The sequence below is a fragment of the uncultured Methanobrevibacter sp. genome (assembly GCF_902770715.1).
Taxonomy (GTDB): domain Archaea; phylum Methanobacteriota; class Methanobacteria; order Methanobacteriales; family Methanobacteriaceae; genus Methanocatella.
Genome location: NZ_CACXTS010000011.1, coordinates 56,392 through 76,176, shown reverse-complemented (window position 1 = coordinate 76,176; position 19,785 = coordinate 56,392). Strand labels below are relative to the sequence as shown.

General features: G+C 35.0%; 20 protein-coding genes. 14 read left to right on the top strand and 6 right to left on the bottom strand.

The annotated features are described in order from the left end of the window. The first annotated feature begins 56 nt into the window (after positions 1-56). Complete coding sequence (locus tag QZU81_RS04690; RefSeq protein ID WP_295589681.1) at positions 57-1,628, top strand: putative glycoside hydrolase; 1,572 nt, start codon at positions 57-59, stop codon at positions 1,626-1,628. 13 nt (positions 1,629-1,641) lie between these two features. Here QZU81_RS04690 and QZU81_RS04685 read toward each other — a convergent pair whose 3' ends face one another. Continuing rightward, positions 1,642-2,019: a DUF4258 domain-containing protein gene (locus QZU81_RS04685; RefSeq protein WP_292853082.1), complete on the bottom strand. Its 378-nt coding sequence runs from the start codon at positions 2,017-2,019 to the stop codon at positions 1,642-1,644. A 52-nt stretch (positions 2,020-2,071) separates the two neighbouring features. Here QZU81_RS04685 and QZU81_RS04680 point away from each other — a divergent pair, with 52 nt between their 5' ends. Then, on the top strand, positions 2,072-3,505 hold the full coding sequence (locus QZU81_RS04680; protein ID WP_295589679.1) for a sodium-dependent transporter: 1,434 nt from the start codon (positions 2,072-2,074) through the stop codon (positions 3,503-3,505). A gap of 121 nt (positions 3,506-3,626) precedes the next feature. On the opposite strand, the gene QZU81_RS04675 is transcribed toward QZU81_RS04680, so the two are convergent. Both QZU81_RS04675 and QZU81_RS04670 read right to left on the bottom strand, forming a co-directional pair. Continuing rightward, positions 3,627-3,842 (bottom strand): DUF6677 family protein, encoded by a 216-nt coding sequence (locus QZU81_RS04675; RefSeq protein WP_292853086.1) that lies wholly within the window; start codon positions 3,840-3,842, stop codon positions 3,627-3,629. Positions 3,843-3,852: 10 nt separating this feature from the next. Beyond that, positions 3,853-4,548, bottom strand: coding sequence for a type II CAAX prenyl endopeptidase Rce1 family protein (locus tag QZU81_RS04670; protein WP_292853088.1), 696 nt, complete (start codon positions 4,546-4,548; stop codon positions 3,853-3,855). A 68-nt stretch (positions 4,549-4,616) separates the two neighbouring features. Between QZU81_RS04670 and QZU81_RS04665 the strand changes: the two genes are divergently transcribed. From QZU81_RS04665 to QZU81_RS04645, 5 genes are all read left to right on the top strand, one after another. Further along, positions 4,617-5,048 (top strand): hypothetical protein, encoded by a 432-nt coding sequence (locus tag QZU81_RS04665; protein ID WP_292853090.1) that lies wholly within the window; start codon positions 4,617-4,619, stop codon positions 5,046-5,048. After that, positions 5,045-5,527 (top strand): hypothetical protein, encoded by a 483-nt coding sequence (locus tag QZU81_RS04660; RefSeq protein WP_295589678.1) that lies wholly within the window; start codon positions 5,045-5,047, stop codon positions 5,525-5,527. Before QZU81_RS04665 ends, QZU81_RS04660 begins: the two co-directional genes overlap by 4 nt. 252 nt (positions 5,528-5,779) lie before the next feature. Then, positions 5,780-6,202: a hypothetical protein gene (locus QZU81_RS04655; protein ID WP_295589676.1), complete on the top strand. Its 423-nt coding sequence runs from the start codon at positions 5,780-5,782 to the stop codon at positions 6,200-6,202. 87 nt (positions 6,203-6,289) lie between these two features. Next, on the top strand, positions 6,290-6,754 hold the full coding sequence (locus tag QZU81_RS04650; protein WP_295589675.1) for a hypothetical protein: 465 nt from the start codon (positions 6,290-6,292) through the stop codon (positions 6,752-6,754). Positions 6,755-6,836: 82 nt separating this feature from the next. Then, positions 6,837-7,466: an Ig-like domain repeat protein gene (locus QZU81_RS04645; protein WP_295589674.1), complete on the top strand. Its 630-nt coding sequence runs from the start codon at positions 6,837-6,839 to the stop codon at positions 7,464-7,466. Positions 7,467-7,483: 17 nt separating this feature from the next. Here QZU81_RS04645 and QZU81_RS04640 read toward each other — a convergent pair whose 3' ends face one another. Then, positions 7,484-8,482, bottom strand: coding sequence for a hypothetical protein (locus QZU81_RS04640; RefSeq protein WP_295589673.1), 999 nt, complete (start codon positions 8,480-8,482; stop codon positions 7,484-7,486). 95 nt (positions 8,483-8,577) lie between these two features. Between QZU81_RS04640 and QZU81_RS04635 the strand changes: the two genes are divergently transcribed. The 4 genes from QZU81_RS04635 (at position 8,578) to QZU81_RS04620 (ending at position 10,851) form a co-directional block, all read left to right on the top strand. Next, on the top strand, positions 8,578-9,051 hold the full coding sequence (locus QZU81_RS04635; protein WP_292853104.1) for a hypothetical protein: 474 nt from the start codon (positions 8,578-8,580) through the stop codon (positions 9,049-9,051). A 9-nt stretch (positions 9,052-9,060) separates the two neighbouring features. Then, entirely contained in the window at positions 9,061-9,243 is a 183-nt protein-coding gene (locus QZU81_RS04630; protein WP_292827181.1) for a MarR family transcriptional regulator, read from the top strand. 119 nt (positions 9,244-9,362) lie between these two features. Beyond that, a complete protein-coding gene (locus QZU81_RS04625; RefSeq protein WP_295589671.1) occupies positions 9,363-9,956 on the top strand; it encodes a hypothetical protein in 594 nt (197 codons plus the stop codon). Positions 9,957-10,065: 109 nt separating this feature from the next. Beyond that, positions 10,066-10,851: a hypothetical protein gene (locus tag QZU81_RS04620; RefSeq protein WP_295589670.1), complete on the top strand. Its 786-nt coding sequence runs from the start codon at positions 10,066-10,068 to the stop codon at positions 10,849-10,851. Between the two features lie 241 nt (positions 10,852-11,092). Here QZU81_RS04620 and QZU81_RS04615 read toward each other — a convergent pair whose 3' ends face one another. After that, positions 11,093-12,424 carry an Ig-like domain-containing protein gene (locus QZU81_RS04615; RefSeq protein WP_295589669.1) on the bottom strand — a complete coding sequence of 444 codons (1,332 nt, stop codon included), beginning with the start codon at positions 12,422-12,424 and terminating at the stop codon, positions 11,093-11,095. Positions 12,425-12,642: 218 nt separating this feature from the next. Here QZU81_RS04615 and QZU81_RS04610 point away from each other — a divergent pair, with 218 nt between their 5' ends. Genes QZU81_RS04610 through QZU81_RS04600 form a run of 3 tightly spaced genes read left to right on the top strand, consistent with a single transcriptional unit; the run spans position 12,643 to position 18,444 of the window. After that, positions 12,643-15,669, top strand: a complete 3,027-nt coding sequence (locus QZU81_RS04610) for a type I restriction endonuclease subunit R (RefSeq protein WP_295589667.1) — start codon at positions 12,643-12,645, stop codon at positions 15,667-15,669. Between the two features lie 8 nt (positions 15,670-15,677). Then, positions 15,678-17,180, top strand: coding sequence for a class I SAM-dependent DNA methyltransferase (locus QZU81_RS04605; protein ID WP_295589666.1), 1,503 nt, complete (start codon positions 15,678-15,680; stop codon positions 17,178-17,180). A gap of 37 nt (positions 17,181-17,217) precedes the next feature. Beyond that, positions 17,218-18,444 (top strand): restriction endonuclease subunit S, encoded by a 1,227-nt coding sequence (locus QZU81_RS04600; RefSeq protein WP_295589665.1) that lies wholly within the window; start codon positions 17,218-17,220, stop codon positions 18,442-18,444. Positions 18,445-18,600: 156 nt separating this feature from the next. Here the strand turns inward: QZU81_RS04600 and xerA are convergent, their stop codons facing one another. After that, entirely contained in the window at positions 18,601-19,587 is a 987-nt protein-coding gene (gene xerA / locus QZU81_RS10920) for a site-specific tyrosine recombinase/integron integrase (protein ID WP_369333910.1), read from the bottom strand. Between the last annotated feature and the right edge of the window lie 198 nt (positions 19,588-19,785).

Here is a 19,785-nt window from a genome sequence, read left to right as displayed (position 1 = left end):
CTGTTCAGATATGGAATAACAAATTATATCAATTTCAATAATGTGTGATGATAAAAATGAGAAAGAGAATAATATTGAGTCTAATCATTATCCTTTCATTAATCTCAATTTCTGCGGTTTGCGCTAATGAAAACGTCACCGATCTTGAGATTGTTGATGATGCGGATTCGATAATGGTTGATGAAGTTGATGACTCTTCAAATGTCGACGATTCGCAAGTAACTGATGATTCATCGAATGCTGACGGCAATTCATCTGTCGTTGAGGATAATCCGACAGTTGTTCAAAATTCCACAATATCCGCTTCAAATGTAGTTGGATATGAGACTTTTTCAACAAAATTCGTTGCAGAATTAACCGCCAATGGTCAGCCATTGGAAGGAAAAAACGTCAACATTACATTGAATGATGTTTTATACAAAAGGATTACAGATGCAAAAGGGCAGGTGACTTTAAGCGTCAAGCTTGCAAAAGGAAGCTATAATGTTGGCTTTTTCTATGCGGGCGATGAAAATACTACTGCATGCAATGGTACCAGCAAGATAACTGTCAAGTCTCCTTTAAAGACAACAGTTAAGGTTTACGATAAGAACATTAACTACCGTCAGGGATTGAAAAACGTATTTATCGTTCGTCTTCTTGATGCAAACGGAAAGCCGGTTCAAGGCCAGGTTGTAACTTTCAAGGTCAACGGAAAGACATACACTGCAAAGACCACAAAGAAAGGTTATGCATACGCTTACTTCAGCCTTAAAAAGGGAACCTATAAGGTCAAGTTTTCATTCACCAAGAATGCGCCTTATCTGTCTTCAAGCGGTTCATCCAAAATCAAGGTGAAAGCTCCTATAGCCAAAGGAAACGGTTATTGGGTTTGGTCTTCCCATATGTACAGCGTAAATCTCAAAAAGCTTTCCAAATTGGGAACCAAACATATCTTCCTGCACGTCCATGCAATTTCAGTTCATGGAAAATCCGCAGTCATGTCCTTTGCCAAAAAGGCACACAAATATGGAATGAAAGTCCATCTGTGGATGCAGATATGCTATTCCGGAGGAAAATGGATCAGACCAATGAACAAGGACGGCACATTAAGATACGGCTTTTTGAATCAAAAGATTGCCGAAGCGAAAAAATATGCAAAAATCAAAGGAATCGACGGAATTCACTTTGACTATGTAAGATTTGGAGGAACTGCCCACCTGTATAAAAACCCTGAAAAATCAATCAATTATTTCGTCAAGAAAGCTAGTGTGGGAATTCACAAAATCAAGCCGAATTGCATAGTTTCAGCTGCAGTGATGCCCGAACCGTCAATGATGCATTACTACTATGGTCAGGACGTTTCCGTAATGGGAAGATATCTTGACGTAATCGTTCCGATGGTATACAAAGGAAATTACCATCAAAAGACATCCTGGATTACCAAAGTGGTAAGCACATTCAAAAAACAGTCACAAAGCGCTGTAATCTGGTCAGGTATTCAGACCTATCACTCAGACGACAACGTCAAAAAGCTGACTCTTGCACAGCTCTTGAAGGATGCAAGGGCAGGTAAGGCTGGTGGAGCTACCGGTTCAATTCTCTTTAGAATCGGAATAACCCATTATTTAAATTTCAAAAAGGTTTAGTGATTCATTCACTTTACCATTTTCTTTTAGAATAAGCTTTCTGTTTCTTTTTTTCTAAACTTTTCTTTTTATCTGACTGGTATTGCCTGTTCTGGCGACTGGTTGTTGTTTCATTGTTTCTCATTACTGTTATCAGGTCAATCGAATTTCCGCTGCAGGCCATCAACACTCTGATTTCCTTATAGTCCTTATTCAGCGGGGCTTCAAATACTGCAGCATATGTATTGCCTTCCACTCGCTCCCAGCTAATAGGTTCTTCGTCCATAAGGCAATCCACAACATATTGTCTTGATATTCCGTTTTCTTGCAGCCGGTCTAGGAAGTGGCGATTTTCAAAGCACCAGTTAATGCCTGCTGTGTCTCCCATCAAAAATTTGTCAAATGCATTCATTACAAATTAATATGTAAAGGTTTATTATATACATTTTTACAAAATTATATATATGACTCAACAAGCACAATGGGATTCGTCATTAGCATTTATTTTTGCAATGATTGGGGCGGCAGTCGGTCTTGGTAATATCTGGCGTTTCAGTTATGTGCTTTATTCTAACGGTGGGGGATCATTTTTCATTCCTTACTTTACCGCAATCGCTATTATGGGAATTCCTTTTTTAATTCTAGAATACGGTGTGGGATTCTCATTCAAGGAATCCTTTTCAAAAATCATGCGAAAAATCAAGCCGGAGTTTGAGATAATCGCTTGGATTCTGGTTCTATTTGTATTTGTTGTTACAATTTATTATATGGTAATTCTAAGTTGGGATTTAGTATACCTTTTAAGCAGTTTCACATTCAACTGGGGAACCGATACTGCAGCATACTTCGTTAATACTGTAGGGGGAAGTTCCAACCTTTCAAATGCAAGCTTCCTTCTGATACCTACCACAGTTTGCGTTTTGCTTTTATGGGTTATTCTATGGTTCATTTCCCATAGGAATGTGGACAAGGGTATCGGTAAGGTTTCCAAAATTCTCATTCCTGCCCTCTTTGTGATAATGGGCATCATTATTGTTTATGCATTGACATTGCCTGGTGCAGGCATCGGTATCAACACCCTTCTGACTCCTGACTGGAGCATGCTTTGGAATGTGGATATCTGGCTTGCGGCATTTGCTCAAATCATCTTCTCATTGAGTATGGGACAGGCTATCGCACTTACATATGCAAGTTACCTTCCTGAAAACTCCAAATTGATTGATAATGTACTGATTGTTGTTGCATCCAATTCCGCTTTTGAAATATGTACTGCATTTGGTGTATTTTCAATTTTAGGATTCATGTCATTTACCAATGGTACACCTATGATTCAGTTGATTACCGAGGGTACCGGTCTGGTATTTATCGTATTCCCAATGATTTTCAACATTATGGGTCCTATCGGACGTATTTTGGCTCCAATGCTCTTCTTGGCAATTCTCTTTGCTGGAGTTACATCTGCGCTCGGATTCTTCGAACCTATGTTGAACTCCACTTCTGCAAAATTAGGCTGGTCCCGTAAAAAAACAGCCACAATCTTATGTATAATCGGCTGTGTATTCTCATTGATCCTAACAACAGGAATCAGCAGCTATCTTGTTGGAATCATCGATTCATTTGTCAACGAATTCGGTATTTTGCTTTTAATCGGTGTTCAATGTATTATATTTGCATGGTTCTATGGTGTTGAACACTTTTTGCCTGCTTTAAATGAGCACTCTACCTTTAAAGTCGGCACAACATGGTCTTTCATTATCAAATACTTGCTTCCATGTGTTTTAATTGTCATGTGGGTTATCGGTATTGTACAGTTGTTCACCACTGCAAAAAGCTTTGAGATAATTATCGATTTGATAATCATAATTGCAGTCCTGGTGTCTGCTGTTGTTTCAATTTAATTCAATCTTGTCATTAACTATCTAAAATTATTTAACAGGAATTCCATTTAATTCTTTTATATATCAATTTCAAAAATAAATGACTTGTTAATGTATCTGTCCATTTAATAATCAGTAATTTTCAGTAATTCTTGTATGCATCATATCCAGCATAAAGATGGTAAAGGGTTGAAATTCCGCTTCCCAAAATGTTGTTTGCAAGATAATAGATTGCCGCATGGACAATAAGCATTCCTATGAATAGCATGATTCCCTTTTTTGTGTTTCCATGAAGTGCATGGCCAAGTCCTGGGATAATAAATGACAGTATTCCGTTTGCAAGCGCGTTATTTTCCATTTTCATCACCTTAAAATCCTAATAAAACGAATATGAATATGAAAGCGTCCGTAAACAGATGGCATAGATATGGCACGAACAGGTTTTTGGTTTTTATATACCCGTACAGCTCAAAAATGGTTCCAAGCCCCTGTGTAAGCAATACTGAAAGAAGTGTGGTGCCCACGTCATAGTGCAGCAGTCCGAAGTATATCATGATGATTACTGAAGATGCTATGACGGCCAGCTTGCGGTTCTCGGTGAATTTGTATACTGCCCTCATCAGAAACATGAGCGGAATGAATTTCATAAGCTCCTCGCCCATCATTGAAAAGATCAGTCCAATCATCATATATATGTCTACGCCCATGGATTCGACTGTTGAAGTGCTGCCCTGGCCTATCATATCCAAAACTCCTCCGAGGGCAAGCGCATAAATCATGTATCCTATAAAAAGAAGCACGGCCAATTTTATTTCACGCCTGGTCGGCTTTCTAAATATCAGGGAGTAATCCCATTTGGAAAAATAAAGAAGCGGGACCAACATGATTAAACAGAATAGGAAACTTCCTAAAATCTCGTTTTCCATTCCTGTAATTGCATAGGTCAAATAAGCAATAGGCACTGTAAGAAGCAGGACAATCCATGCTGTTTTTGAAATTTTCGGATTGTGTTTGTAGTATGGAAAATCCCTGCCTTCATCTTCAAATCTGAAAAATTCGCTCATATTTATCACATCAATAATAGTTAATGTTATTTATACATTAAATATATATCTTAAATTAGAGGTGGATTATGAATTTTAGGCATGCTGTTTTGGCTGGTTTGATAATTTTTATTTTGCTTGCACCGGTATGTGCAGATGAAAATGTAAACTATTTGAATGAAACAAGTAAAATAAATTTTCATGGCGTCGATTTTATGATTCCATTTGGCTTTGGCGAAGCAAAATCCAGCCAGGAGTTTGAGGATTTGGGATCTAATGGCCAGACATGCTTTTACATCAATGAATATGGTGGCGAAATCATAATCACCGTTGCTTCCGATTGGATGGGAATGTCCCTTGACGAATTGTACAAGGAAGGAGCATCCAAAATAAAAATCAACGGCCATGAAGGTTGGAACTACACAAAGGATAATCTGACTTGTTTCGGTTATGTTGAAGGCAATAACGCCATTATTGTCGAAGTAACAAACCATACCCGGCTTAATGAGGTGATAATATGAAAAAATATTTAATATTTTTGTTGGTGTTGCTTTTGGCTATCGGTGCAGTTAGCGCTACAGGCGGCTTTGAGGACATGCTCAATGAGTTGGACTCATTTGCAGAGCTCGACGTCAATTTCACTGACAGCGATACAAACGTCACTGTCGGAGACTATAACTTCACTATTCCAAAGGGCTTTGGAGCAATTGACATGTTGTCCGTTAACGTATCTGAAAAAAACGATTCACAAAACGTTAAATTTTTCACAAATTCAAATCATGACATGATAACCATTTCATTATCTTCAAGCGATAATGTCAATGAGACCATCTACAATTTCATTTCAGATGACGGCTCCTGTGAAAATGCAACAATAGCAGGTCATGACGGCATAAAATGGAACAATGATACATATTCAATATTCGCTTTCCAGGATAACAATTCAGTCATTGTTCTGCAGGCACCTGACGACACATATTTGGAAAAGATAATTAACTAATTGTCTTTTTTTATCTTTTTTTTAAAAAACAGCATGGTATTAAGCCTAAAGGATAAAGGATCCTTTAGAACTTAAACTAAAATAATTTTTTTAGCTGTAACACGGGAGTGTGTTACAATGTATATTATGTAAAAAGCTATTATTTAAAGATTTACTTATTTTTATTTGCCTAAATTAAATGATTTTCATTCAGATTTAGATAAACTTAATTTCAGTAAAGTATTTTTACATCTTGCCTGAATAGTTAGTAATATGAAACTCAGGTATCTGATTGCAATCCTGGCGATTTTGCTTTTTGTAGGATTCGTATCAGGCGAAAAATTCACCCCCTCCGAAGGGGATTTTGCATTCAAGGAAGTGGAAAACTACACGCTGCACGGAATCAATTTCACCGTTCCTGTAGAATACAAGCTGAAGGACAAGCAAAAGGATTCACTGCTTTTCAAGCATGGCAAGGACAAGCTGAAAATCACAGTGAAGAAAAACGGGAAAATCAAAAAGGTGAAATCCACCAAGAAAATCAAGGCCGAAAAGACAATGATAGGGTCGGTAAAAGGATATCTGGTTGACAAAAACGGCAAAAGCTACTCTTTTTCATATAAGGAAGGAAAATACCTGGTCACCATCAAGTCAAATGACATGCCGCTGCTCATTGGAGTGATGGGAAAGGATTAGTTTTCAGACAACCCCTGCAGATTATCGGCAAATATATTTTGATAAAGTCATATATTATTAATCACTCTCTGGAGAGGTGATTGATTAATGAACAAAAAGGCAATATTTGGCATATCTCTGATTTTGATTGCAATTTTTGCAATAGGATCTGCATCCGCATTTGACTTGGGGTCAATGTTTGGAGGCGGTGGGAATGAAACCGTAACAATCGACGGAATAGATTTCAACATTCCTGCAGGCTTTAGCGAAGATCCAAATCATGAAACAGTAAACAAGACCAATGAACAATCTGGAATAACATACGTCACCAACGGTAAACTATATGAAAAAGGCAACACCATCGTCACAATGCTTGTTGCTGACTATGGCAATCATAAGGTAACTGATGAGGTTGCTGAAAGTGTAGGTGGAGATGCAAAAACCATCAATGATGTTAATGGCTATTTGGCACATAAGGGCAAATTTTCAGTCTTCAATTATGCCAAAAACGATAAGTTGGTTGTAATTTCAACCAATGACGAAAGTGTGATTGGCGATTTTATAATGGAATAATATGACTATTCCATTTTTTCTTTTTTTAAAAACTTAATAATTTATATTATTTCACTTCCAATATCATAATAATGGTGATTAAATGGATGAAAAAAGGATACTGATTATTGCAGGAATCGTTGTTATAATAGTTATTGTGGCGACTTTCATACTTCTTTTCTCAAATGCTGAAGATTCCAGTTACAGTAGGATAAGCATACTTGGAAACGGCTCAGTTTCCGAAAACGGAACTATTGATGTCAAATTGGCGAATGACGATGGAGTCGCATTGAAGGATAAGGACATTACCATAACCCTTAAAGACTCTGAAGGCAAGGTCGTATTCAATAAGACAGCCAAAACATATGTTAATGGCGTAGCCAATGTCAAGCTGACCAATGTAAGCGCAGGCAGCTATGATGTTGAGGCAACATTTGCCGGAGATGGCAACTATAGTTCATGCAGCGTTTCTGAAAAATTAAAGATAATTGGTCCTGATGGTGATGAGGAGCAAACAGAAGAAGATAATGCTACTGCGGATGACACAACAGACACTGTTGATACCGCTCCGACTCAATCAAGTCAGTCATATAGCTCAAGCTCATATCAAAGCCAATCCTACACACCGCCAAGCAGTTCAGACGATGGCGGAAGTGAAGATACCTACTATGATGAAAATGGTCATGAAATAGAACCGGTTATAGATGAAGATGGAAATGAAGTTTTGGAGTAAACTTCATTTGTCATCCCCTAGAAATACTGTGTAGTGCTATCGGGATTTAATGTGACAGTTTGTGTTGACTGCAGATTGTCGTTTAAATCGTACAGCTCAATGTATGCCTTATCCGGATAATATTTGTAGGAGTCTGCACTGTTGATGTTGATATATCCGTCATCACCGATAGTTTTTGTTACAAGATTTCCTTTGTTCAAGCTATTGCCGTCACGGTAATACTTGATTTTAATTTTAATGGATTCCCCAGGGTTTCCGCCATCAATATAGATTTTGGCATTTGTTTTTGCATCCAAACTTGAACCTGTCTTGAAGATTCCTCCGCCGATATATATCTGGCCATTGGTCTTTTTGAGGGTAGGTTCGGATGTTGTTTCAACTTTTTTGGTTTCCACATTCTTTTTGGTATCTTTTGTAGTTTCCACGTTCTTTTTAGTGTCTTTAGTGGTTTCCACATTCTTTTTGACGGCTTTTTTGGTTTCCTTATTCTTGTCGATTGCATTTTCGACAGGGGTCTTGTTTACCTTTTTGACTGCAGGGGAAGTGATGTTTTTGGTATCCTTGATTTTAGCTGATGAAATCATCTCGTTCAGGACATGCAGATTGCTTCCGACCAGTATGATGTCGGTGTCGTTTTGGGTTTTGACGATCTCATAGCCTCCGTTTGATTCGTAAACCCTGACTGTGGAGTCATTTGTCAGAAGGGTCATGCTTTCGGGAATCAGCTGGTCAGTCAGATTTTTGTTGATTATTATTCCTTCAACCTCTTTTGAGAAGTTTCCGGTGTTTTTCCAGTAAACCATTCCCTTGTCAGTTTCGTTAAATTTGTTTTTGATAGTAAAATTTGAATCTTGCGGCGCTTTAATCTCGAAATACTTCAAATCAGCGCTTTTAAGCGGAATATCAGTTGCAGTGCTATTTTCGGATGCCGGTCCGGAGCCTTGCGTAAATACGATACCGCCCAAAACGAGAAGTATGACAGCTATCGCAGCTATGATTATTGTTTTGGAATTCATTTTCTTTTCACCTATTTCATATTTTGGAGGTATTGTTATTTAAATATGGTATCATTATTATATGGGGAATGCCAAACTATTAGATAAGGGATATTATGATTTTCAATCGAAAGACAATAATGATACTTTTAGTATTGCTATGTGCGTTGTTCGTTGTTGGCGCTGTCTCCGCTCAGGGTGATGGATTTTCCCTTGCGGGCTTTGCAAAAAAGACCAGCCCAACAAAGACAGTAACAGTTAAAATCAATAACTTCAAGCCTGGAGTGTTATGGGCGCCTAAAGCCACTAAACTTAAAGGCGGTGATGTTATAGCCGGTTATGTTACATATAAGGGAAACATGCAGTTCGACAAGGGAACAGGAGTGACTGCATGGTATCTTGGAAACGGCCTTAACGGGGACATCGAGCCTCACCACACCAAATTGGTTAAAGCGAAATTCTTCTTCAAAAACAAGAAGGGCAAGGTAAAAACCAAAACCGTTAAGGGAAACGGCGGCGGACACATCTCCACAAAATTGATTAGCGGATACACTCCATATAAAGCTCAAGTTTCTTATAAAACATATTAGGTGATAGATATGGATGATAAAGAAAAAGTCATTGAGGCATTCAGGTCTTCAGAAGATCCTTTGAATGCAAAAAAGGTAAGCGAAATTTCCGGTGTCGAGAAAAAAGAAGTTGACAAAATCATGAAAGAATTGAAAAAGGACGAAACAATCGTCTCCCCTAAAAGATGTTATTGGACCCTGGCGGAAAAATAATATCTTTTTTTTACTTTTTTTTAAATTTTAAAATGTGCATTTCTCATGCTTTAAACTTTATCTGGCGCCATTTAAGGCGAATGGCATCGATTGCAAATCCATTCAAAAGGGGGATAAATGTGAAAACCAATAGGATACTAATGATTGCTTTAATAGCAGTGATTGCCATTGTCAGCGTAGGGTCATGTTCAGCCGGCTTTTTAGACTTCCTCGGCGGCGAGGCTAGCGATGTCGGAACAATCATAATCGACTGCAACGGCACTAACGAAACAGGACAGCTAATGATAATCGAGTTCAAGGATATCCAAAAGAATGATGACGGCACATTCAACACTTCCCAGTTCGGAACCAATGAAGGGGAATGGAACGGAAATGTCGTCTACGTACCTGTTGTAGACGGAAAAGCCGAATACAACCTAACCAACGGAACAGAAATGTTTGGGGTAGACAACTACATTACCAACCTTACCGAAGAGTATGAGATTGCAGACAATTCCACTCCAACCTTTGACGTAAAATATCTGTTCAACGGTGATGAAGTCATGTCAAGCAGCGAACATGCATACTTCGACCAATGTGACGTGTCATTCGGAGGAAACATATACTACCTTAACGGAACCGGCTTGACAGAAGATGACATTGTCATTGACCTTCCGGATCTTCAGGAAAGCTATGATTTTGTAATGGAAATGTATAATGGCAATGAAGAATAGCTTTTTTTCAAGAGAATTTTCATTATTCTCTTTTTTTCTTTTTTTGTTTAGTGTTTGATGCGAATTATTTATAGTCATTTAAACACAATATTATAATAGCGGTGATTTGATGGAGAAGGAAAAAAAGATTATAATTATAGCATTGGTTGCTCTCATAATGGCCCTTTCGGTTGGAATAGGGTATATGCTTTTAAACAATGTCGAATACCAGACACTTGCCTTAAGCAACGGAACAACAATCGATGCTCCAAAAGCGGATGATGCAAGTTGGAAAGAACAGGGTCACGGAATAAGAATGTATACATCAGCGTCTAAAAAGACAGCGCTGACATCATTCAACAGCGCTGAGAATCCTAATCTTGCAGGGGCAGTAGGCCTTGCAATGGCTCGAGATGCACTGATGAACGGATCTGCCAGCGTTGAAAAATACAAGAACTATGACCTCAGGGAAAATACGGTGAACGGAACACACTACTATATGGTCTATATCTCAAACAACCAGACACATGACAATGTGTTCATAGCAAGCGAAAATATGGATATCCTGAAACACATGGTGGACAGCCTCAAGTTTGGAAATCCCAAGGAGGTTGTAAACGCAACTGCAGCTTCACAGCCGACCGTTTCAAATAATGCCAATACTACCAATAACAGCAATAAGTATTCCGAAGAGGACATGATGAGGGCTGCTGAATTTGGCTATTTAACTGGCTATTCTGATGGATATGATAATTCATATTACTATTATGATGATTACAGCGATTATGATTATTCAGATGATTCTTCTGATTATTCTTCTGATTCAGGTTATAGTAGCAGTAGTAGCAGTTCTGATTATTATGATGACTATGATGATTCGGATTATAGTGAATCTAGTTTGGATGAAGAGTATTAGTTGAATTAATTTATTCAACTTTTATTTTTTTAATATTAATTTCAAATCGTATTGTCTTTTATTTTGCTTCTTTTAATTAAAAATTAGTATTCTAGTTATTTGTCAAAATAATAGGTCTTATTGATGAGTAATATTAATTTTTGCTGTTTAAAAAAAAATAAAATGAAGGTACTCTTTTTTGAGTACCATTAAGATATATTCAACATGGATTGTTAAATTCTATCTTTAACTTATGGTTTCATTAGAGATTAGAAATTAATGCTCTAGATTTATGTGCGGTCAACCATGGTTTACAACCATCATATCCTGGGGTTTGATAATAAGTGAATGTAAACATTGAATATTTATTAGGAACACCACATTGTCCACCAGTTTTTCCACCATAATCTATGTTGATGTAAACTTTCACTTTTTTCTTGGTCTTCCATTTGCTGCCCATTTTTACTTTTTGTGTGATTTTTTTACCAGTGTAAAAAGAGTAACTTATTAGTTTATTGGTATTTTTGGCATTAATTAATTTCTTATATTTTGCTAATGGAACCACAATTTTGTATTTCCCAAGTTTGAAAGTTCTGGCTTTTTTACTGGTTTTATAAACATATACTTTACTGGATGCAGATTTGGAATAGTAGTTTTTTCCAGTGAATGTTGCTGTGTATTTATAAGTCTTTGCTTTGTTTAATTTCACTTTTTTAGTAGCCCATCCATCTCGCACTTTCACAGTATAAGAATGGCCGTTGATTTTGAAAGTTACAGTTCCTTCATCAACTTCTTGGCCGTAAGAGTCCATGACTTTACATTTTAATGTTGCATAGCCTCCTTTTGCAATATGGTAAACTTTAGGGGTTACTTTAACAGTTCCTTTAGTGATTTTAACGGCGAATGTTGCTGGTTTGATATTGTAATAATCATCATTGCAAACTGCTGTTACAGTATAAGTTCCAACAGGTTTATATGTATAGATAGAATATCCTTCCCAGTCATAAGAATCATCATATAACCAGTCATAATACACATCTTCATTAACATACCCATAATATAAATCTTCGGCTATTGATTCAAGGTTCACCATATCATTATCATATAATTTGATTTTTGTCCCATCGCTCCAGTGAAGTGTTACCATGTCATCTCCTAAAATGAGGGGATTTCCTTCATTGTCTTTTAACCAGACGGTTATTTCTTTTCCCCAGCAATCATATTTCATGTTTATGTTTTCAACTTCGAATTCTCCATCATATTCTGGAGTTTCATCAACATTATCATTGTCGTAATCATCGTCGTAATAGTCATCGTAATCATCATCATAATAATCATCAGTGAGGTCATAACTAATTTCACTGTTGGAGCTACTACTACTACTACTGCTACTACTTTCACTGCTGCTGGAGCTGTCGCAACTATCGCTGCTGCTAAAACCGCCACCTGATTCTAATTTATCATTTATTTCTATATTTAAACTGGAATCATCAACGCTTTGCATTTCAGTGTTGTTGTCTGTTGCACTGGCTGCTGTTAATGCTAGTAAAAATAAGATGGAAATTAATGATAAAATTATGTATTTTCTCTTCATTTTTTCCTCCTTTTTATTATGTTGTTAGTATATTATATGTAAGTTAGGTGTATTTATAATTTTTAAATCAACATTGCCTTTAATTGCAATAATGGTATTCTTGGTATTGTTCTTATTTTAAGGTAGTAATAGTTTTCTTTATTAATTAAATTTAATAGTTACTTGTTATAAACTTATTATTAATTAATATTGATATTTGCTCATATTATTGAAAGGAGTTGGTTAATATTTCATTTTATAATGAAGAAGCATATGAAAATGCCCTAATCGAATTATTCCAAAATTTAGGATATAATCACTATTATGGGCCAGATGTTGATAGGGATTATAAGAATCCTCTTTTTATAAATGATTTAGAGAATTTATATATGATTAATCGATCGTTAGATAAATCTGCAGTCGATAAAGCTATTGAAACCATTCAGGATTTTGGTATCGGTTCACTTGAAGATAAGAACAATACTTTCATGGAGTATCTTCAAAACGGTATTAATGTAAGTTATTGGAAAAACGGGAAGGAAGAATCCACTCATGTCAAACTAGTTGATTTCAATGATTTGGATTCAAATTTATTTACAGTTATAAATCAGTGGACAGTCGTTGATTCTGAAACAAAAATACCGGATATTGTTGTTTTTGTCAATGGTTTTCCATTGGTGGTATGCGAATTAAAATCTCCCGCTCGTGATGATACAGATACTTCTGAAGCATATACTCAATTAAAAAAATATATGCAAGTTATTCCTACTCTTTTCAACTATAATGCCTTTTGTGTCATGAGCGACATGTCCATTTCAAAAGCAGGAACAATCACAGCCAATGAAGACAGATTCATGGAATGGAAAACTACTGATGGAAGCTATGAAACAACACAATGGGCGGATTTTACAACATTTTTCGAAGGAATATTTGAAAAAAATCGATTTATTGATATTATAAAAAATTTCATTACATTCTCAAATGATTCAACTAAAAAAGTTAAGATTTTAGGTGCATATCATCAATATTTTGCCGTCAATAAGGCTGTTGAGTCAACATTAAAAGCCATTAATAGTGACCACAAGGCCGGCGTATTCTGGCATACTCAAGGGAGTGGTAAAAGCTTATCGATGGTGTTTTATGTTAATAAGCTCCAGCAAATCCTTGAAAGCCCAACATTTGTTGTAATTACCGATCGTAATGATTTGGATGATCAATTATTTACACAATTCAGTAAATGCAGTGATTTTTTAAGGCAAACTCCAAAGCAAGCGACCAGCATGAAAAATTTAAAGGATTTATTGAATAATATACAAGCTAATGGAATATTTTTCACAACAATGCAAAAATTTGATGATTACGATGAGGCTCTGACTGAGAGGGATGATGTCATTGTAATATCTGATGAAGCGCACCGCAGCCAATATGGTCTTGAAGAGACAGTCAATCCAATAACTGGTGAGATAAGGATAGGTGCTGCGAGAAGAATCAGAAATGCACTTCCAAATGCCACATATATTGGTTTTACTGGAACTCCAATTTCAAAGTCAGATAAAAGCACTAGGGAAGTTTTTGGAAATTATATTGACATTTACGATATGACCCAATCTGTAGAAGACGGAGCGACAGTACCAATAAGTTATGAGAGCCGTATTGCAGATATTAAGTTAGATGAATCAGTTTTACAGATAATTGATGATAAATATTGGGAATTAAGGGAAGAGGCTGAAGAGTACAATATTGAGAAGAGTAAACATGAACTAAGTAAAATGGAATCATTGCTTGGCGCTCCCGAAATCATCGATGATATCTGCAGCGATATTGTAAAACATTATGAGGATAATCGTAAGAATGAATTAACAGGAAAAGCAATGATTGTTGCATATTCCAGGTCAATTGCAATAAAAATGTATGAAAAGATATTGGAGCTGCGTCCTGATTGGGATGAAAAAGTTAAAGTAGTGATGAGCGGTTCTAACAAAGATCCAGAAGAATGGTATAAAATCATTGGTGATAAATCCTATAAAAAAGGACTTGAATCTAAATTTAAAGATGATGAAGATCCAATGAAAATAGCTATTGTAGTTGATATGTGGCTTACGGGATTCGATGTTCCATCACTTGCAACAATGTATATCTATAAACCAATGAAAGGGCACAACTTAATGCAGGCCATCGCAAGAGTGAATAGGGTATTTAAAGGAAAAGAAGGCGGGCTTATTGTCGATTATATTGGTATCGCATCCGAACTCAAAAAAGCAATGAGTGAATATACTGAAAGAGATCAAAAGAAATATGGGGATATGGATGTTGATAAAATTGCTTATCCAAACTTCCAAGAAAAATTAGAAGTATGTCGTGATCTGTTCCATGGATTTGACTATACGAAATTCTTTGGCGAAAGCGACCTTGAAAGATCACAGGTAATTTCTAGCGGCGTAAACTTCATGGAAGATTTGTCTCGTGAAGAAACCAAAAAACTGTTTTTAAAGGAAGCATTGCTACTTAAAAAATGGTTATCCCTATGTAGAAGCAGGGCAAAAGAAAAAGAAAGATTTGAAGCTGCATTTTTTGAGGCCGTTAGGACTGTCATTGTCAAGGTTTCTTCTGATAAGAAATTATCTCTTAATGAAATCAACAAACAGATTACAGAATTGCTCAACCAGTCAATTAAAAGTACGGGTGTAATTAATGTCATTAATGTCAGTGATGAAGTGTCATTGTTCGACCCTGAATTTTTAGATAGGGTTCGTGCAATGGAATCTTCTAATTTAACCATTTCCCTTTTAGAAAAACTCCTCAATGACCAAGTCAAGGTTTACAGACGTACAAATATTGTTAAATCGGAGGAATTTTCAGATCTTTTAAAAGAAACAATGAATAGCTATGTCAATGGCCATATTACTAATGATGAGGTTATTGAAGAACTGATAAAAATTGCAAAACTTTTACGTGATGCGCACAAGGAAGGTGAAGAGCTGGGATTAACAGAAGAGGAATTGGCATTTTACAATGCAATTGCACTTCCGGAAAACATTCATGATTTCTATGATGATGAAACTTTAGTGAAACTCACACAGGAATTAACTGATTCTTTAAGAAGAAATAGGACTATAGATTGGCAGAAAAAAGAATCTGCAAGAGCAAAAATGCGAATGACTGTAAAAAAATTACTTAAAAAATACAAATATCCTCCAAAAGATATGGAATTCGCTTTAGAAAAAGTTATAGCACAATGCGAATTATGGGTAGATGAATCTGCATAGGTGATTAAATGGCAAATGATAATATTAGTGAAATAGGTTTTGAAAAGCAAATTTGGGATGCGGCTGATGAATTGAGAGGTTCAATGGATGCCGCCGAATATAAACATGTGGTTTTGGGTTTAATTTTTCTAAAGTATTTATCGGATAAATTTGAAGAAAGATACCAACAATTAGTTGACGAAGGGGATGGATTTGAAGAGGACATAGATGGATACATATCAGAAAACGTATTCTTTGTTCCACCTGAAGCCCGTTGGTCTAAAATTGCTGAAAAGGCAAATACTGCAGAAAACGGGTTAACCATTGATAATGCAATGAAAGCCATTGAAGATTCAAACAAATCCCTTAAGGGAATTTTGCCTAAAAACTTCTCAAGGCCGGAACTCGATAAAAAGAAATTGGGTGCAGTTATTGACATATTCACAAATGTGCAGATGTCTGAAAAGGGAGATAAAAAAGACATTTTAGGACGCACTTATGAGTATTGCTTGAGTATGTTTGCCGAAACTGAAGGTAAAAAGGCAGGAGAGTTTTATACTCCAGCATGTGTTGTAAAAACATTAGTTTCAGTTCTAAAGCCATTCAACGGAAGAGTCTATGACCCATGCTGTGGTTCTGGAGGAATGTTTGTTCAATCCAAAAACTTCATAGAAAATCACAGCGGCAATATTAAGAAGATATCCATTTATGGTCAGGAATCAAATCCTACAACTTGGAAAATGGCAAAAATGAACTTGGCTATTCGAGGACTGGAAGCAGATCTGGGTAAACATCAGGAGGACACATTCTTAAATGATTTGCATCCTACACTTAAAGCGGATTATGTAATGGCGAATCCACCATTCAACCTTAAAAAATGGGGTCAGGAACAACTGCAAGATGATTTAAGATGGAAATATGGAATTCCACCAAAAGGAAATGCAAACTTCGCATGGATGCAGCACATGATTCATCACTTGTCACCAAAAGGTAAAATCGGTCTTGTTTTGGCTAATGGATCATTGTCTTCAACCACTTCCGGTGAAGGAAAAATAAGGCAAGCCATTGTAGAAGATGATTTGGTGGAAGGTATTGTAGCATTGCCAACACAATTGTTTTATACAACAGGAATTCCGGTTTGTTTATGGTTCTTGAATCGTGATAAGAAACAAAAAGGAAAAACTTTGTTCATTGATGCACGTGAAATGGGAACAATGGTTTCAAGGAAACTTCGTGAGCTAACTGATGAGGACATTGAGTTGATTGCAGACACTTTCACTAAATTCGAAGAAGGAACTTTGGAAGATGAAAAAGGATTCTGCAAAGTCAGTGATTTGGAAGAGATTAAAAAACACGATTTTATCCTTACTCCTGGTCGTTATGTAGGTTTTAAACCTGAAGAAGATGATGGAATTCCATTTGAAGAAAAGATGGAAACATTAACTTCGGAATTGGATGAACTATTTAAAGAATCTAATGAACTTGAAGCTAAGATTCGTCAAAGTTTAAAGGAGATTGGTTTTGAATTCTAGATTTGAATTTAGAATTTTTAGTTAAGGAGTGATAAATTTGAGTTTAGAATTTAATTTAATTTCATCTGATAAATATTGTACTTACATTACTGATGGAACTCATGGAACTCATAGTAATCAAGAATCTGGAAAATATTTATTAAGTGCTAAAGACATTCTTGATGGTAATGTACACATTAAAGATAATTCGAGGATTATTTCTGAAGACGATTTTAATAAAATCCATAAAAATTACAAATTAGAAAATTATGATGTTCTTTTAACAGTTGCGGGAACTATTGGTAGAACTGCAATAATCAAAAATTATGAAAATAATTATACATTTCAGCGTAGTGTTGCAATTTTTAAAACAAATGATAAAATCAAATCATTATGGTTGTATTATTACTTAAATTCTCCAATTGGAAAACAAATTATAAAATCATTATCAAAAGGAACAACACAGTTAATTTTACCTTTAAAAGATTTGAGAAATCTTGAGATACCTGTTCCTAAAAATATTGTTGATCAAAAAAAGATATTATCAGTTTTGACAAATATTGATAAAAAAATTGAGATTAACAAAAAAATAAATAAAAATTTACTTAGATTATCCAGAGCTCTATTTAAAGAATTTTACATGGATAAAGTAGAATCATATGATGTCAAGAAATATGTAACTTTAGATGATGTTACTTCTAAATTTGCTACGGGTTTAAATCCTCGTAAAAACTTTGTTTTAGGTGAAGGAGATAATTATTATGTCACCATTAAAAACATGGCTAATAATTCTATTGTTTTAGATGATAAATGTGCTTCCATAACTGATGAAGCATTAGTTAAAATTAACAAACGATCAGATTTGCAAGTTGGTGATTTGTTATTTTCAGGAATAGGAACTATAGGTAGAGTTCATTTAATTGATGAAAAACCTACAAATTGGAATATAAGTGAATCAGTATTTACAATGAGACCAAATGAATTAGTTTCTTCTGAATTTTTATTTATTATGTTATTAAGTCAAGAAGTTCAAGAATATGCAAAATCATTAGCTAGTGGTAGTGTTCAAAAAGGAATTAGAATGCGTGATTTAAAAGCATTTGAATTTATTTTACTAAATGATGAAGATAAATCTCATTTGGATTCATTATTAATTCCTATTATTGCAGATATGAAAATAAATGAAAAAGAAATTAGAAAATTAACTAAATTAAGAGATACATTACTTCCCAAGTTAATGTCTGGCGAAATTGATGTCTCGAAGATAAATTGTGATTTAGAATAACAGTTTGTACTGTTATTCTTCTTTTTATATTTTCAGTTCAAAAATACCTATTTGTTCTTATTTTGTATTTTTAACATTAATTTGAGCTTTATTCACATTAATAATAACATTGTTATATTATTATTTTATAGGATTCTTACAAAACTAAACAATAATTTATCCAATAAATTTTCTATGTGCTAATTTTACATTACTTTGGTTTACCATTGCGTATTGCATTGTTGTATCGATTTGCACATGCCCTAATAATTTTTGTACTTGTTCTATTGGCATTCCCTTGTCGATTGCATTTGTTGCCATTGTTCTTCTAAATTTATGGGGATGTACTTTATTGATATTGCATTTTTTACCCAAATCCCTTAGTCTAGTTTCAACTCCGCTGATTCCTAACCGTTCATAGGGTTTGTTTAGTGAAACGAATAATGCGGGATTTTCATCATTTCTTTTTTGCAAGTATTCTATTAAATGTATCTTTGTTCTTGCATCGAAGTATACAATTCTTTCGCTTTCTCCTTTTCCGAATACTATACATTCTCTTTCGTAAAAATTTATATCCTCAATATTTAATCTTACTAGTTCTCCAACTCTTATTCCAGTGGATATTAATAATTCGACCATTGCCAGATCTCTTATTTCTTCACAATTGTCTCTTAATATTTCAAGGTTTTCATCGGTTAATACTTCTTTTACTACTCGTCCGGTCTTTACTCTATGTATTCTTCTTACTGGGTTTTTAATTATGTAGTCTTCATCTTCTAGCCAGGAAAAGAAGCTGGAAAATATTCTTCTAATGTTATCAATTGTGGTTTTTGATGATTGTTTTTCATTTTTGTGGTCAAAAAGATATTTTCTCAAATCATCCGTGTTGATGTTGTATACTTGTTTTTTAATTTTCATCAACATTTTTTCGATTGTGGATTTGTAATATGTGATTGTTTTATCCGAACATCCTTCCACTTGTTTTGCAGATAAAAAAAGGTTTAATAATTTAAAATTATCAATTTCACTCAATTCATTATTCTTGTCAATGATATCTATATCTTGAAGCGAATTTAATAATGAATTTGTTAATTTTAGGTATTGTCCCTGATTTAGGTAAGGTTTCATTTGATTTTGGATTTTTGAGATTATTTTTGTTTTCATGTTTAACACCTCTATTAATCTTATTTGAAGTGTTTTGAAAAAATTAGTAATATAATTTTTAAAATCACAATTTATCTTCGAGACATCAATCTCACCAGACATTAACTTAGGAAGTAAAGTATCTCTCAGTTTTGTCAAATTTGCAATTTCATCAGATATTTTATTTTTATAATCAAATATTGGTGAAACAAATTCATT